General features: G+C 63.6%; 13 protein-coding genes. 2 read left to right on the top strand and 11 right to left on the bottom strand.

Annotated elements, in window-relative coordinates; all coding sequences use genetic code 11:
* Positions 1–63: 63 nt before the first annotated feature.
* From ACMUJL_RS14585 to ACMUJL_RS14550, 8 genes are all read right to left on the bottom strand, one after another.
* Positions 64–828, bottom strand: a complete 765-nt coding sequence (locus tag ACMUJL_RS14585) for an ABC transporter permease (protein WP_068286206.1) — start codon at positions 826–828, stop codon at positions 64–66.
* Positions 828–1,616 (bottom strand): ABC transporter ATP-binding protein, encoded by a 789-nt coding sequence (locus tag ACMUJL_RS14580; RefSeq protein ID WP_068286208.1) that lies wholly within the window; start codon positions 1,614–1,616, stop codon positions 828–830. Before ACMUJL_RS14580 ends, ACMUJL_RS14585 begins: the two co-directional genes overlap by 1 nt.
* An 80-nt stretch (positions 1,617–1,696) precedes the next feature.
* Positions 1,697–2,704 carry an ABC transporter substrate-binding protein gene (locus ACMUJL_RS14575; protein ID WP_068286210.1) on the bottom strand — a complete coding sequence of 336 codons (1,008 nt, stop codon included), beginning with the start codon at positions 2,702–2,704 and terminating at the stop codon, positions 1,697–1,699.
* A gap of 185 nt (positions 2,705–2,889) precedes the next feature.
* Positions 2,890–4,755, bottom strand: coding sequence for an excinuclease ABC subunit UvrC (gene uvrC, locus ACMUJL_RS14570; protein ID WP_375573231.1), 1,866 nt, complete (start codon positions 4,753–4,755; stop codon positions 2,890–2,892).
* Positions 4,756–5,077: 322 nt separating this feature from the next.
* Positions 5,078–5,860: an SDR family oxidoreductase gene (locus ACMUJL_RS14565; RefSeq protein WP_068286213.1), complete on the bottom strand. Its 783-nt coding sequence runs from the start codon at positions 5,858–5,860 to the stop codon at positions 5,078–5,080.
* 31 nt (positions 5,861–5,891) lie between these two features.
* Entirely contained in the window at positions 5,892–6,857 is a 966-nt protein-coding gene (locus tag ACMUJL_RS14560; RefSeq protein WP_068286215.1) for a calcium/sodium antiporter, read from the bottom strand.
* A 172-nt stretch (positions 6,858–7,029) separates the two neighbouring features.
* Positions 7,030–7,827: a S49 family peptidase gene (locus ACMUJL_RS14555; RefSeq protein WP_068286370.1), complete on the bottom strand. Its 798-nt coding sequence runs from the start codon at positions 7,825–7,827 to the stop codon at positions 7,030–7,032.
* Positions 7,828–7,939: 112 nt separating this feature from the next.
* A complete protein-coding gene (locus tag ACMUJL_RS14550; protein ID WP_068286221.1) occupies positions 7,940–8,467 on the bottom strand; it encodes a CoxG family protein in 528 nt (175 codons plus the stop codon).
* A gap of 157 nt (positions 8,468–8,624) precedes the next feature.
* Here ACMUJL_RS14550 and ACMUJL_RS14545 point away from each other — a divergent pair, with 157 nt between their 5' ends.
* Together ACMUJL_RS14545 and ACMUJL_RS14540 are read left to right on the top strand one after the other, a co-directional pair.
* Positions 8,625–9,605 carry a DMT family transporter gene (locus tag ACMUJL_RS14545; protein WP_068286224.1) on the top strand — a complete coding sequence of 327 codons (981 nt, stop codon included), beginning with the start codon at positions 8,625–8,627 and terminating at the stop codon, positions 9,603–9,605.
* Positions 9,606–9,722: 117 nt separating this feature from the next.
* Positions 9,723–10,619: a LysR family transcriptional regulator gene (locus ACMUJL_RS14540; RefSeq protein ID WP_068286373.1), complete on the top strand. Its 897-nt coding sequence runs from the start codon at positions 9,723–9,725 to the stop codon at positions 10,617–10,619.
* 87 nt (positions 10,620–10,706) lie between these two features.
* Here ACMUJL_RS14540 and ACMUJL_RS14535 read toward each other — a convergent pair whose 3' ends face one another.
* Genes ACMUJL_RS14535 through ACMUJL_RS14525 form a run of 3 tightly spaced genes read right to left on the bottom strand, consistent with a single transcriptional unit; the run spans position 10,707 to position 13,609 of the window.
* Positions 10,707–11,696, bottom strand: a complete 990-nt coding sequence (locus ACMUJL_RS14535) for an ABC transporter ATP-binding protein (protein ID WP_068286226.1) — start codon at positions 11,694–11,696, stop codon at positions 10,707–10,709.
* Positions 11,689–12,690: an ABC transporter ATP-binding protein gene (locus ACMUJL_RS14530; protein WP_375573235.1), complete on the bottom strand. Its 1,002-nt coding sequence runs from the start codon at positions 12,688–12,690 to the stop codon at positions 11,689–11,691. The genes ACMUJL_RS14535 and ACMUJL_RS14530 overlap by 8 nt, the downstream gene beginning before the upstream one ends.
* Before the next feature lie 4 nt (positions 12,691–12,694).
* Entirely contained in the window at positions 12,695–13,609 is a 915-nt protein-coding gene (locus tag ACMUJL_RS14525; protein ID WP_375573237.1) for an ABC transporter permease, read from the bottom strand.
* Positions 13,610–13,621 lie beyond the last annotated feature (12 nt).

Here is a 13,621-nt window from a genome sequence, read left to right as displayed (position 1 = left end):
ATAGCCACCAATGCGCACAGCTGACAGGGCAGATCAGTATTTCGGGAACGTTGAAGCGGCAGGTCAGGATTGCGGGCGTTCGGCCCAGCCTGCAAAGATCCGCTCGAGCGCGACGACAGCGTAATAGAGCACGATCCCCAGCACGGCGAGCGCGATCAGCACCGCGAACATCAGCGGATAATCGCCGTTCGTCTCACCGGATTTGAACAGCGCCCCCAGACCGCGCCCATGGGGCGAGACGATCTCGACCAGGTTGGTGCCGATGAAAGCGAGCGTGACCGACACCTTCAGCGCCCCGAAGAATTCGGGCAGGGTCTTGGGCAGGGCGATCTTGCGGAAGATCGTGACCCGCGACGCCCCGAGGCTGCGCAGGATATCGCGGTATTCGGGTTCCAGCGTGGACAGACCGATACCCACCGACACGGCGATGGGAAAGAACGAGATCAGGAAGGCCATCAGAACGGTGTTGAAGTCATGCTGCCCGATGAAGATCAGCGCGATGACCGGCACCAGCGTGGCCTTGGGAATGGCGTTGAAGCCCACCAGCAAGGGATAAAGCGCATCGCGCGCGATGCGGGAAAAGCCCATCGCCATGCCCAGAAGCGTGCCGAACAGAACCGCCAGCCCAAGACCCGCCACGGTCCGCCAGAGTGTCTGCCAGCCCATTTCGATGAACAGGTTGGAATAGCGCGCAAAGGCAGGCGGCAGGTCGGATGGCGAGGCCATCTTGTAATTGGGCCAGTCATTGACCCAGACGATGAATTCCCAAAGCCCAAGGAAGGCCAGAATGGCAAGGGTCGGCACCGCGATTTTCTGCAGGGTTTCCATCAGTGCACCTCTCCGTCACGGCCTTGGGCGATCCGGATCTGGTCGCGTAGCAGATGCAGCATCTCGGCCGCCTCGGGCGTATAGAGGCTGTCAATGGTGCGGTCGGCGGGCAGATCCACCCGCAGCACATGCTGCGTGCGCGCCGGGCGGCCAGACAGGACGATCACCTGATCCCCCAGAAACACGGATTCGCGCAGATCATGGGTGATCAGAACGCAGGTGAAGGGTTCGGCCGCGCGCAGATCGCGCATCGTCTGCCACAGATCCTCGCGCGTGAAGGCATCAAGCGCGCCGAAGGGTTCATCCATGATCAGCACATCGGGCTTGTGCACGATGGACCGGCAGAGCGAAGCACGCTGGCGCATCCCGCCTGACAGTTCCGAGGGGCGCTTGCCCTCGAAACCCTTCAGGCCCACCATTTCCAGCAGGTGCATCGCGCGCGCCTCGCGGTCACGCTGCGGCATGCGGGGGGCCACGATTTCCAGCGGCAGGATCACGTTGTCAAGGATCGTGCGCCATTCCAGCAGGACCGGGTTCTGAAACGCCATGCCCACGGTCTTGCGCGGGGATGTCACACGCTCGCCATGCAGCCAGACTTCACCCTGATCAGGTTTCATCAGCCCGGCCACCAGCCGTGTCAGGGTGGATTTGCCGCAACCCGACGGGCCGACCACGGCGCAGAATTCGCCCTCGGGGACCGATACGTTCAGATTGTCCAGCACCGGCAGGGGGCCTGCCTTGGTGCGATAGGCGTGGGTCACGCCCTTGATCTCGATAAGGTTCGACATGTGCTGGAACGATCCTGATAGGCGTCACATGGAAAAAGGCGCCCCCCGACAGGGAAGCGCCATGTCTTGGGTCCTGTGGATCACTCCAGCATCAGGCTGCCATCGGTGGGCAGGTAGTCAGCGGTGAAATAGAGCGACGCATCGGGCGCATTCACGAAGCTGTAGACCGATTTGGTCTGCTCAATCGCGGTTTCCATCCGGGCCGGGTCGATATTGCCCATGCCGTTGGCCTTGACCCAATCGGTGACCACATTGGCGTCCACGGCCATTTGCAGGCGGCGCTTTTCCAGCGCGGGATCAGCCGCGGGGTTGCGCTTGACCAGCGCCTCGATCGCCATGTCGGGATCGGCGATGGCATCTTTCCAGCCCATCGCAACGGCGCGCAGAAAGCCGGTGACGGCCTGCGGGTTGGCGGCGGCGAAATCCGTGTTCACGATGACCGCGTTGCCATAAAGCGCCACGCCGTTATCGGCCATCAGCAGAACGGTGATGTCATCCTCGGGCACGCCCAGACGGATCAGGTTCAGCGTCGACGAGAAGGAAAAACCGGTCACCGACGCCACCTTGCCTTCGGCCAGCATCGGTTCGCGCACGGGGAAACCCACCGGTTCAACGGTGATCGACGCCATGTCGAGACCGTTCTCGGCGGCAAAGATCGGGAACTGCGCCCATGCGCCATCGGGCGGCGGCGCGCCCAGAACCTTGCCCGCCAGATCGGCCGGCGCGTTGATGCCCAGCGACTTGCGGCCCACCACGGCGAAGGGCGGCTTGTCATAGACCATCATCGCGGCAATGACCGGCGCACCGGGGTTCTGATCGAGGAATTTCATCAGGCTGTTGATATCGGCAAAGCCCACGGGAAACGCGCCGGTGGCGACTTTCGGGATCGCGTCAAGCGAACCTGCGCCTTCGGAAATCTCGACCGACAGGCCTTCAGCTTCGAAATGGCCCTTGTCCACCGCCACGAAATAGGGCGCGGCCGGTCCCTCGAATTTCCAGTCGAGCGCGAAGGGCATCGCGGTCTGGGCGGCCAGCGACGTGGCAAGTGTAACGGCAGCGGCGGCGGCCGCAAAAGTGGTACGGATCATGGGTCACTCCCGGTTGGACAACAGCGCCAGTTCTGCATCATTGCCTGACGGTTGCACCAGCATGCTGGGCGCCCCACCGTCCGGACAGATGCGCCGGCACCTTCTATGCCTGATTTCTATGCTGATTGGCTTGCACTGTCTACAATTCAGGCAAGACGCAAAGCCGCACACCTGCAAAAGCAATATCAGCCTTTCTCGTGGAAGAAGGCATAGATCGTTTCGGCCATTGCAACGGAAATCCCAGGCGCCGCCTTGAGATCCTCAAGGCCAGCGCGGCTGACCGCCTTGGCGCTGCCAAAATGCGCCAGAAGCGCGCGTTTGCGGCTGGCCCCGACACCGGGCACATCATCCAGCGGCGTGGCGCCCACGGCCTTGCTGCGTTTGGCGCGGTGCGTGCCGATGGCAAAGCGATGCGCCTCGTCCCGCAGACGCTGCACGAAATAGAGCACGGGATCATTCCGGCGCAGCGCGAACGGATGCTTTCCCAGACGGTGAAATTCCTCTTTGCCAGCGTCACGGTCGATACCCTTGGCGACACCGATCATGGGGATGTCCTGCACGCCGTGTTCGTCCATGATCTGTGCCACCGCACTGACCTGACCGGCGCCGCCGTCGATCAGCAGCAGATCGGGCCACAGGCCCAGGCTGCGGTCTGGATCCTCTTTCTGCAACCGCTTGAAGCGGCGGGTCAGAACCTCTTTCATCATGCCGAAGTCGTCACCCGGCGTCAGGTCATCGCCCCGGATGTTGAACTTGCGGTACTGGCCCTTCATCAACCCGTCCGGCCCCGCAACGATCATCGCCCCGACCGCATCGGTGCCCTGGATATGGCTGTTGTCATAGACCTCGATCCGCTGCGGCGGCCCCGGCAGGTCGAAGGCTTCGGCCAGACCTGCCAGCAGCTTTGTCTGGGTGGCACTTTCAGACATCTTGCGCGCCAGCGACTCCCGCGCATTGCGCGCGGCCCCTTCGACAAGTTCGGCCTTCTCGCCACGCTGGGGCACAAGGATCTCGACCTTGCGGCCCAGCCGTTCCGACAGCGCGTCCTGCATCAGATCGGGGTTTTCCAGGGGATGCGACAGGATCAGCTGCCGGGGCGGTTCCTTGGTGTCGTAGAACTGGCCGATGAAAGCCTCAAGCACCTCGGGCGCCTCGATATCGGACCCGACACGCGGATAGAAATCGGCATTGCCCCAGTTCTGATGGGCCCGGATGAAGAACACCTGCACGCAGGCCTGCCCCCCCTCCATATGCAGCGCGATCACATCCGCCTCGGCCACGCCGCGCGGGTTGATGCCCTGCACGGTCTGCACCTGCGTCAGCGCGCGAATGCGGTCGCGCAGGGCGGCGGCGCGTTCGAACTCCATGTCGTCCGAGGCCTGCTGCATCTGCGCGGCCAGGGTTTCCTGCACCGCAGTGGAGCGACCCGAGAGAAAACGCACGGCATCAGCCACGGTTGCGGCATAGTCGGCCTTCGAGATCAGCCCAGTACAAGGCGCCGAACACCGCTTGATCTGGTGCAGCAGGCAGGGCCTTGTCCGGCTTGAGTACATCGCATCCGAGCAGTTGCGCAGCAGGAACACCTTCTGCAACTGGTTCAGCGTGCGGTTGACGGCACCCGCACTGGCGAAGGGGCCGAAATACTGCCCCTTGTCCTTGCGCGCGCCGCGATGCTTGGTGATCATCGGAAAGTCGTGATCACCGGTGATCAGGATGTTGGGAAAGCTCTTGTCGTCGCGCAGCAGCACGTTGTAGCGCGGCTTGAGCTGCTTGATCAGGTTCTGCTCCAGCAGCAGGGCCTCTGTCTCGGTCCTTGTGGTGAGGAACATCATCCCGGCCGTTTCCGAGATCATCCGCGCGATCCGCCCCGAATGACCCGAGGGGCGCGCATAGTTCGACACCCGCGCGCGCAGGTTGCGCGCCTTGCCCACGTAAAGCACGCGGCTTTGCTCATCCAGCATCCGGTAGACACCCGGAGAGCCGTCGAGCGTCTTCAGATAGTCCTGGATCAGCGCGTGTCCGGTCAGCGGCTGGGCGGGTGTTTCGGTCATGGTGTCAGAGGTATGATTCTTCTTCGGGCTCTGCAATCTTTGTCGGGCAGGGGCAAGGGTAAACCTGTCCACGGTTTCTGTGGATAACTCTGCCGATAAGTTTTCGGCATCGGGAAATTTTCCTTAGTTACAGCCCGCTTCGTTAAGATGCCTAATTTTTAGGCATATAAATAAACCATTGATTTTTAAAGAAATTATTTTCACTCGTTCCAAAATATTGAAAACATTAAAGTTTTTGTAACGATGTCGTAACGACGGCGTGAACGGTGCAAAACTTTGACGCGTCTTTGGTCAAACCTTCACCTAAAGGATAGTGAAAGAGCTATTCCACACCCAGAACATCAGGGGTTTGCCAGCCCAGATGCTGCCCCCCGTCGACGCAGATCAGCTGCCCCGTGACGGCGGGCGCATCCAGGAAATATCCCAGCGCGGCGGTGATATCGGCGGGGTTCGCCCCCCTGCCCAGAACCGTGGCCGCACGCTGGTCGGCAAAATGCCTGTCGGACTGGCGCGCGCCCTGCAAGGTCGGCCCCGGCCCGATCGCATTGACCCTAACCCGCGGCGCCAGCGCCTGGGCCGCGGTTTGCGTCAAGGCCCAAAGACCCATCTTGGCGAGGGTATATGTCATGAACTCAGGCGTCAGTTTGCGCACGCGCTGGTCGATCATGTTGATCACAAGCCCCCGCGCCAAGGGTTCACCCGCCTCGTCCCGCGCCGCTTCGGGGATCGCCGCGGCCATCGCCTGCGTCAGAACGAAGGGCGCCCGCAGGTTGCTTTCGAAATGCCGGTCCCAGCTGGTGCGGGTGGCGCTGGCAATGCTGTCATATTCGAAGATCGAAGCATTGTTGACCAGGCAGGTCACGGGCCCGCCAAGGGTCTGCATCGCCTCGGGGATCAGCCGCTGCGTCGCCGCCTCTTCCAGAAGATCGGCCTGCAGGGTGACAGCACGGCGTCCCTTGGCACGGATCAGTGCGCCCACCTCTTCGGCCTCGGATTTCGAGGCGGAATAATGCAGGGCCACATCAAACCCGCGATCCGCAAGGTACAGCGCCATGGCGCGGCCCAGCCGTTTGCCCGCTCCGGTCACCAGCGCGATCTTCTGCATGATCCCCTACCCCTTTGCCTGCCCCAAAGGGTCAGATGAACATCATCGATACATAGGTCACATAGAACAGGATCAAGACGACACCCCAGACGCGCCCGATGTTCTGGCGCAGGAAGACGAAGGGGATCAGCAGCAACGAGGCCGCCAGCATCACCCACAGGTCATAGGTCAGGAACTGGCTGTCGACCGGGATCGGCGCGACCAGCGCAGCCACCCCGATGATGGCCAGAAGGTTGAACAGGTTCGACCCGATCACGTTGCCAAGCGCCACATCGGCCTGACGGCGGATGGCGGCCATGACCGTGGTTGCAAGTTCCGGCATCGATGTGCCGACCGCCACCAATGTCAGGCCGATCACCGTCTCGCTGATGCCGAAGGTGCGCGCGATCACGGTTGCGCTGTCCACAAGGATATCCGCGCCCAGCGGCAGACCGATCAGGCCCAGCACAAGGAACATCACGATCTTCCACCAAGGCATGTCGGGGTCCGCACCCTCAAGCTCGTCAAGGTCATCGGCCTCGTCCATGCCTTCGGCCACGGCCGCCGCGATCTTGTGGTTGCGGGCATCGCGGAACATGTCGGCCAGCGCCAGCGACAGCGCACCCAGCAGGATCAGCGCCGCGATCCAGTCGAACACGCCGCGAAACGCCAGCAGGATGAACAGCACCGAGGCCGCGATCATCACGACAAAGCTTTTGCGCGTGTCATGTTCGGCCGTGTGCATCACCGCGATCATCGCCGGGACACCCAGCACCAGCAGGATATTCGCCGTATTCGACCCCACCACGTTGCCCAGCGCGATCCCCGGCACACCGGACATCGCCGCCTGGATCGAGATCAGCAATTCGGGGGCCGAGGTGCCAAAAGCAACAATGGTCAGGCTGACGATCAATGCAGGGATCCCGACCCTGAGGGCAAGGTTCACCGCGCCCTTCACCAGCGCATCGCCGGCAAACAACAGGATCACAAGCCCAAGGGCCGCCATCAACCAGACCATGACTTATCCTTTTTTGTGTCCGCAGGAACAGGGGCCGCGCCCGATGCGATAGCGTTTGCAGGACGGGCAGCGGGCATTTTCCAGACGCTTCTGTCCGGGAAACTTGTATTTCCCGAACATGGCCAGAACACCCATGCCCACAAGAAAGAGAACGACGGTTTTCAGGATCACGTCAAAGACCGAAACGGGCAAAGGCCGCCCGCTCCTCTAGTCCGGCAAGGGCGTCCTGCGCCAGCGTCGCGCCAAAGCGCTGAAACAGGCCGCGCCGCCGTCCGTAGCGGGCAAAGCGCGTCTTGTCGCCGTAAAGCTCCTTGAGCTTGGGTTCGAGATGCCCGATCCCGTCGATCAGCCCCAACCCCTCGGCCTGCGCCCCCAGCCAGAAGCGGCCGGTGAAAAGATCGGGGTCATCCGCCAGTTTTGCACCGCGTCGCGACCGGACATAGGCCACGAAACTGTCATGAAGACCACCAAGCAGTTCCTTCAGGCGCGCCACATCCTCGGGCTTTTCGGGCAGGAAGGGGTCCAGCATGCTCTTGGACTCGGCCGAGGTGTAGACGCGCCGCTCCACGCCCTGCCGCGCCAGCGCCACATGCGCGCCGAAACCGGCCGAGATCACCCCGATCGAGCCCACGATCGAGCCCGTATCGGCCCAGATGTCATCCGCCGCCGCCGCCAGCCAATACCCGCCAGAGGCGGCCACGTCCTCGACGAAGGCATGAACCGGCACTTTGCGCTCTGCCGAAAGCCGCCGGATCCGGGCGGCGATCAGCGCCGATTGCACGGGCGAGCCGCCGGGCGAATTGATCACAAGCGCCACGGCCTTGGGCTTGCCGCGCCGGAACGCGCGCTCCAGCACGGGGCCGATGGCCTCGTCGCTCAAGGGGCTGCGCGGCCCGGCACCGATGCTGCCGGCCAGCCGCACGACCGACACGACGGGGTCGGCCTTCAGGAAGGGGATAAATCGTCTCATGGGCTGCATGTAGAATGTGGCCCCCTGACAAACAAGGCACGCCCGCCAAACAACCGATCGCCGGGGCGTATTATTTCGCCCCGCACCACCAGATCCGCAGGGATGGCCGGTTTCAGCCCTTCAAGCGGCTGAGCCAGCCTTTCTTTTTGGGCGCGGCGTCTTCACCTTCGGCAACCTCGCCCGGGGCCGCGTCCTCGGCCGGACCTTCGACAACGGTCTGGAAATTCTCGAAGAACTGGTCGGCCATCTTCTTGGCGAAACCGTCAATCAGGCGGCTGCCCAGTTGCGCCAGCTTGCCCCCGACCTTGGCCTCGACCTCGTAGATCAGCCGGGTGCCTTCGTCGATGTCTTCAAGCCGGACCTTGGCCTCGCCCTTGGCAAAGCCCGCGGCACCGCCCTTGCCTTCGCCGGACAGGGTCAGGCTTTCGCCCTCGACCATGTCGGACAGAATGACCTGTCCCTTGAACGTCGCCTTGACCGGTCCGACCTTCTGCACCACGGTCGCCTCGAAACCCTCTTCGGGGCTGCCCGTCACCTCTTGTGCGCCGGGCACGCAATCCTTCAGCACTTCCGCGCTGAGCAATGCCGCCCAGACGTCTGAGCGGGGGGCCTTGATGTCGCGTTGGTCGTTCATCTGCATGGGTGTCTTGTCCTTCCTGCGCCGAATGCCGGCATGGTCTTCGCGCCAGACTACCCCAGCGCCACGGCTGCGCCAAGCGGTGAGGCGCGCCTGCAAAAAGAAGCTGGCCCGTTGCCCGTGGCAGGGATAGGCATGTCGTGATTGCAAAGGTATCCTCATGCGCACGCCCCTTGTCACTGTCCCGCAGAACACCGCTGCCGGTATCATCTTCGTGCTTGCGGGCATGGCCGCGATCTCGATCAACGATGTCTTGATCAAGCAGTTGTCGGGCGGCTATCCGCTGCATCAGATGGTCTTCATCCGGTCGGCCATCGGAATCATTTTCAGCCTGATGCTGGTGCAGATGGAAGGGGGCTTCGGCATCCTGCGCACGCGCACGCCGGGGCTGCACCTGATGCGGGGCATGCTGGTCGTCATCTCGAACCTGACGTATTTCGCGGCCCTGGCCGTGATTCCGCTGGCCGAGGCGACGGCGCTTTTCTTCGTGGCGCCGTTGATGATCACCCTGCTGTCGATCCCCCTGCTGGGCGAAAAGGTGGGCCCGCTGCGCATGGCCGCGGTCACGGTCGGCTTCGGCGGAGTGGTCCTGATGATGCGGCCATGGGAAAGCAGCACCGAGGTGTCGCGCTTCATCCTGTTCCTGCCCGTTCTGTCGGCCCTGACCTATGCGCTGAACCAGATCATGACACGGCGGCTGGGCGCGACCACCCGGGCCTCGGCGATGGCGGTTTATATCCAGGGCATCTTCATCGTGGTGTCGCTGCTTTTCTATGCCGTGGCGGGTGACGGACGCTTTGCCGAAGGGGTTGACAACGGTTCGGTGCAGTTTCTGCTGCGCGCCTGGGTCTGGCCGGAAGGGAACGACCGCTGGCTGTTCCTGGGCCTGGGGCTGAATTCGGCGATCATCGGATTCTCGCTCGCCCAGGCCTATCGGCTGGCCGATGCGGCGGTCGTGGCCCCCTTCGAATATGTCGGCCTTCCGCTTGCGATCTTCTGGGGCTGGGTGATCTGGGGCGAAGTCCCGGCCCCCGTCGTCTGGGTGGGCAGCGCGCTGATCCTGGGATCGGGGCTGTTTGTCTTCATTCGCGAAAGGATGCAGAAACGCCGCCCGCTTCCACCCGTGCAGGGACGACAATAGCGCCGGGGCACAAGGTGGCGGACCGGGATGCGCTCCGCGCGGGGATATTTGGGGCAAGAAGAAACTGCGGGCGGGAAAACCCTTTCGCCGGGCGGGCTTTGCCGCAATAGTCGGGCCATGATCGAGAAACTGGAGATGTTCATCGCACTGGCGCGCGAGCAGCATTTCGGCCGCGCGGCCGAAGCCTGCGGCGTGACGCAACCCAGCCTGTCGGCAGCGATCAAGCAACTGGAGGATCAGCTGGGCGTCATGCTGGTCTGGCGCGGCTCGCGCTTCCAGGGGCTGACACCCGAAGGCCAGCGCGTACTGGAATGGGCGCGCCAGATCGTGGGCGACGCGCGCACCATGCGAGAGGAGATGCGTACCGCGAAACAGGGCCTTTCGGGCAACCTGCGCCTGGCGGTGATCCCCACGGCGTTGACGATGGTCTCTGACCTGACAACGCAGTTCAGCCTGCGCCATCCCAACGTGCGCTTCACTGTCCGCTCGAGTACCTCGATCGAGATCCTGGCGCTGCTGGAGAACCTGCAGATCGACGCGGGCATCAGCTACCTCGACAACGAACCGTTGGGGCGCGTGTCCACCGTCCCGCTTTATGACGAGCGTTACTGCGTGGTCCTGCGCGCCGATGATCCGCTGGCCGACCGGGCCGGATTGCAATGGGCGGATCTGGGCGATCTGCCGCTCTGCCTTCTGACACCCGACATGCAGAACCGTCGCATCATCAACCTGCACATGGCCGAGGCCGGGGTGAACGCGCAGCCCAGGGTCGAGGCGTCATCCGTCATCGTCCTGATCAGCCATGTGCTTGCAGGGGGCTGGGCCACGGTTCTGCCCCTGAAAGCCGCCGAGATCTTTCTGACCGGGGGCGATCTTGTCGCGCTGCCCCTGACCGCGCCGGACGCGCATCATGCCGTGGGTCTTATTGCCCCCTACCGAGAGCCGCATACCCCCGTGCTGGCGGCACTGATGCAGCAGGCGCAGACGATTGCCGAAAAGCGCCCGGTACCCTGACCTGAGGACATCGCCCGTTCGCACAGGCAAGCGGGGTCGGCTGCTTCTTCTTGCCTCAAATATCCAATCCACCGACCGCGCCGCATCTCAGGCGGTTTGTTTCTCCAGCGCGAAGCAGGCGGCATGGCCCGTCGCGGTCTGCACCGGCACGGGCGCGTCAACCTTGCAGCGCGGCATTGCCAGCGGGCAACGCGGATGAAAGGCGCAGCCGGGCGGCGGGTTGATCGGGTTGGGGATCTCACCCTCGACCGGTTTGCGGCGGCGGCCCGACAGCGCCAGATCCGGCACCGCATCCAGCAACATCCGCGTATAGGGGTGCTGCGGATCGGTGAAGAGGCGCTTGCCATCCGCCACCTCGACCAGACGACCCAGGTAAAGCACACCGATCCGGTTTGCCATGTGGCGCACCACCGACAGGTCATGGCTGATGAAGAGATAGGTCAGGCCCATCTCGTCCTGCAGATCCTTCATCAGGTTCAGGATCTGCGCCTGCACCGACACATCCAGCGCGGATGTCGGCTCGTCACACACGATGAATTCGGGCTTGGAGGACAGCGCCCGCGCAATCGCGATCCGCTGACGCTGCCCGCCCGAAAATTCATGCGGAAACTTCTCGGCATCCTTGGATGACAGGCCCACGGTATCCAGCAGCTCGCCCACGCGTTTGGTCACATCCGCCCCTTTGAGCAGACCGAAAGTGTGGATCGGTTCGGCGATGATGTCGCCCACCCGCCAGCGCGGGTTCAGGCTGGCGAAAGGATCCTGAAAGATCATCTGGAACCGGCGGCGCAGGTCGCGCATCTCGGCCCCGGCGGTGCCGGTCATGCGGTGGCCGTCGAATTCGATCAGACCTTCGGACGCGCCCAGCAATCCCACGACCATCTTGGCGATGGTCGATTTGCCCGAGCCGCTTTCGCCCACCAGCGCGAAAGTCTCGCCGCGCCTGATCTCGAAGCTGACATCGGCCACGGCGGTCAGGAACTGCTTTTCCTCGCGTTCCAGCACCCGGTTCAGCCAGGGTTTGGACACGTCGAAATAGCGCGTCAGGTGCGCGATCTTCAGCAGCGCGTCAGACATCGGCCTTCTCCTTCGCAGCGACGCCCGCCGCATCGTAAAGCCAGCAGGCCACCTTGCGCCCGTCGCCACGGTCGATCGGATCGGGACGATCCCTGAAGCAGCGGTCGAAGGCACGCTCGCAGCGCGGGTTGAAGGCGCAGCCCTGCGGGATCGCGTTCAGGCGCGGCATCGCACCGGGGATCTGCACCAGCCGCGCATTGTCCTGCGTCAGCGTGGGGATCGATCCCATCAGACCGGCGGTATAGGGATGCTCTGCCGCCGTGATCACCTCGCGCACCGGGCCGATCTCGGCCAGACGCCCGGCATAGAGCACTGCCACACGGTCGGCGGTTTCCGCGATCACGCCCATATCGTGGGTGATCAGCATCACCGCGGCCCCGCGTTCGGCGCAGATTTCCTTGATCAGGTCGATGATCTGGCTTTGCACCGACACGTCCAGCGCGGTGGTCGGCTCATCCGCGATGACCAGTTCGGGTTCAGCGCAAAGCGCCAGCGCGATCACCACGCGCTGCCGCATCCCGCCTGAAAAGTGATGCGGGTAATCGTCGATCCGGCGCGCGGCGGCGGGGATACCCACGCGGTCCAGCAGGGCCACGGCGCGGATGCGCGCATCGGCCTCGGAAATGTCGGCATGGGTGCGGATCGTCTCGATCAGCTGCTGCGCCACCGTGTAAAGCGGGTTGAGGCTGGTCAGCGGGTCCTGAAACACCATCCCGATCCGCTTGCCCCGGATGCGGCGCATGGATTCGGCGTCCAGATTGTCGATCCGCTGGCCTTTCAGCAGGATCTCACCGGACGCGATCCGCCCCGGCGGTTCCAGCAGGCCGATGATGGCGGCCCCGGTCAGCGATTTGCCGGCCCCGGATTCGCCAACCACGCCCAGGACCTCGCCGGGCATGATGTCGAAGGACACGTCGTCGATCGCGGTCAGGATGCCGCGACGGGTGGGAAATTCGACCCGCAGGTTGCGGACGGACAACAGAGCGTCGGTCATGGTCTTACCTCAGCCTTGGGTTCAGCGCGTCACGCAGCCAGTCGCCCAACAGGTTGACCGACAGCGCCAGCAGCAGCAGCGCGATGGAGGGGAAGAGGATGATCCACCACTCCCCCGAGAACAGGTATTGCTGTCCGATGCGGATCAGCGTGCCAAGGCTGGGTTGCGTCGGCGGGACACCGACGCCCAGAAAGGACAGCGTCGCCTCGGCGATGATGGCCAGCGCAAGGCCGATCGTCGCGATCACCAGCACCGGGCCCATCACGTTGGGCAGAATATGCCGCAGCACGATGCGCGTGGGATGCACGCCGATCACGCGGGCGGCCTGCACATATTCCTTGGACTTCTCGACCATCGCGGCACCGCGCACCACGCGGGCATATTGCACCCAGTCGGACAGGCCGATGGACACGATCAGGACCCAGATCGCAACCTCTTCGCGCATGGTGGGCGGGATGAATCCGCGCGCCACGCCAAAGATCAGCAGCGCGATCAGGATCGACGGGAAGGACAGCTGCACATCGGCGATCCGCATCAGCAGGCTGTCCACCCAGCCCCCGCGCCAGCCCGCCAGCAGGCCCAGCCCGATCCCCAGCACCATGGAAAAGACCACGGCGGCAAAGCCCACGAAAAGCGAGATGCGCGCGCCGTAAAGGATGGTGGAAAAGATGTCGCGACCCTGGTTGTCCGTACCCATCAGATAGGTGTTGCCGGTGAACTGGTTCGGCACACCCGGCGGGGTGAAGCCGTCCATCAGGTTCAGCGAGGCGGAATCGAACGGGTTGAACGGCGCGATCCACGGGGCCAGAACCGCCCCCATGATGATGATCAGTGCGACCACCGTGGCGACGATGGCCACGGGCGAATGACGAAAGGACCATGCGATGTCGCTGTCCCACATGCGTGCAAGGCGGTTCATGGCGGCCTCTCC

It is taken from the genome of Seohaeicola sp. (genome assembly GCF_048006315.1).
Classification (GTDB): domain Bacteria; phylum Pseudomonadota; class Alphaproteobacteria; order Rhodobacterales; family Rhodobacteraceae; genus Seohaeicola.
The sequence above is the reverse complement of the archived record's forward strand: the minus strand, read 5'-3'. Positions and strand labels throughout refer to the sequence as shown.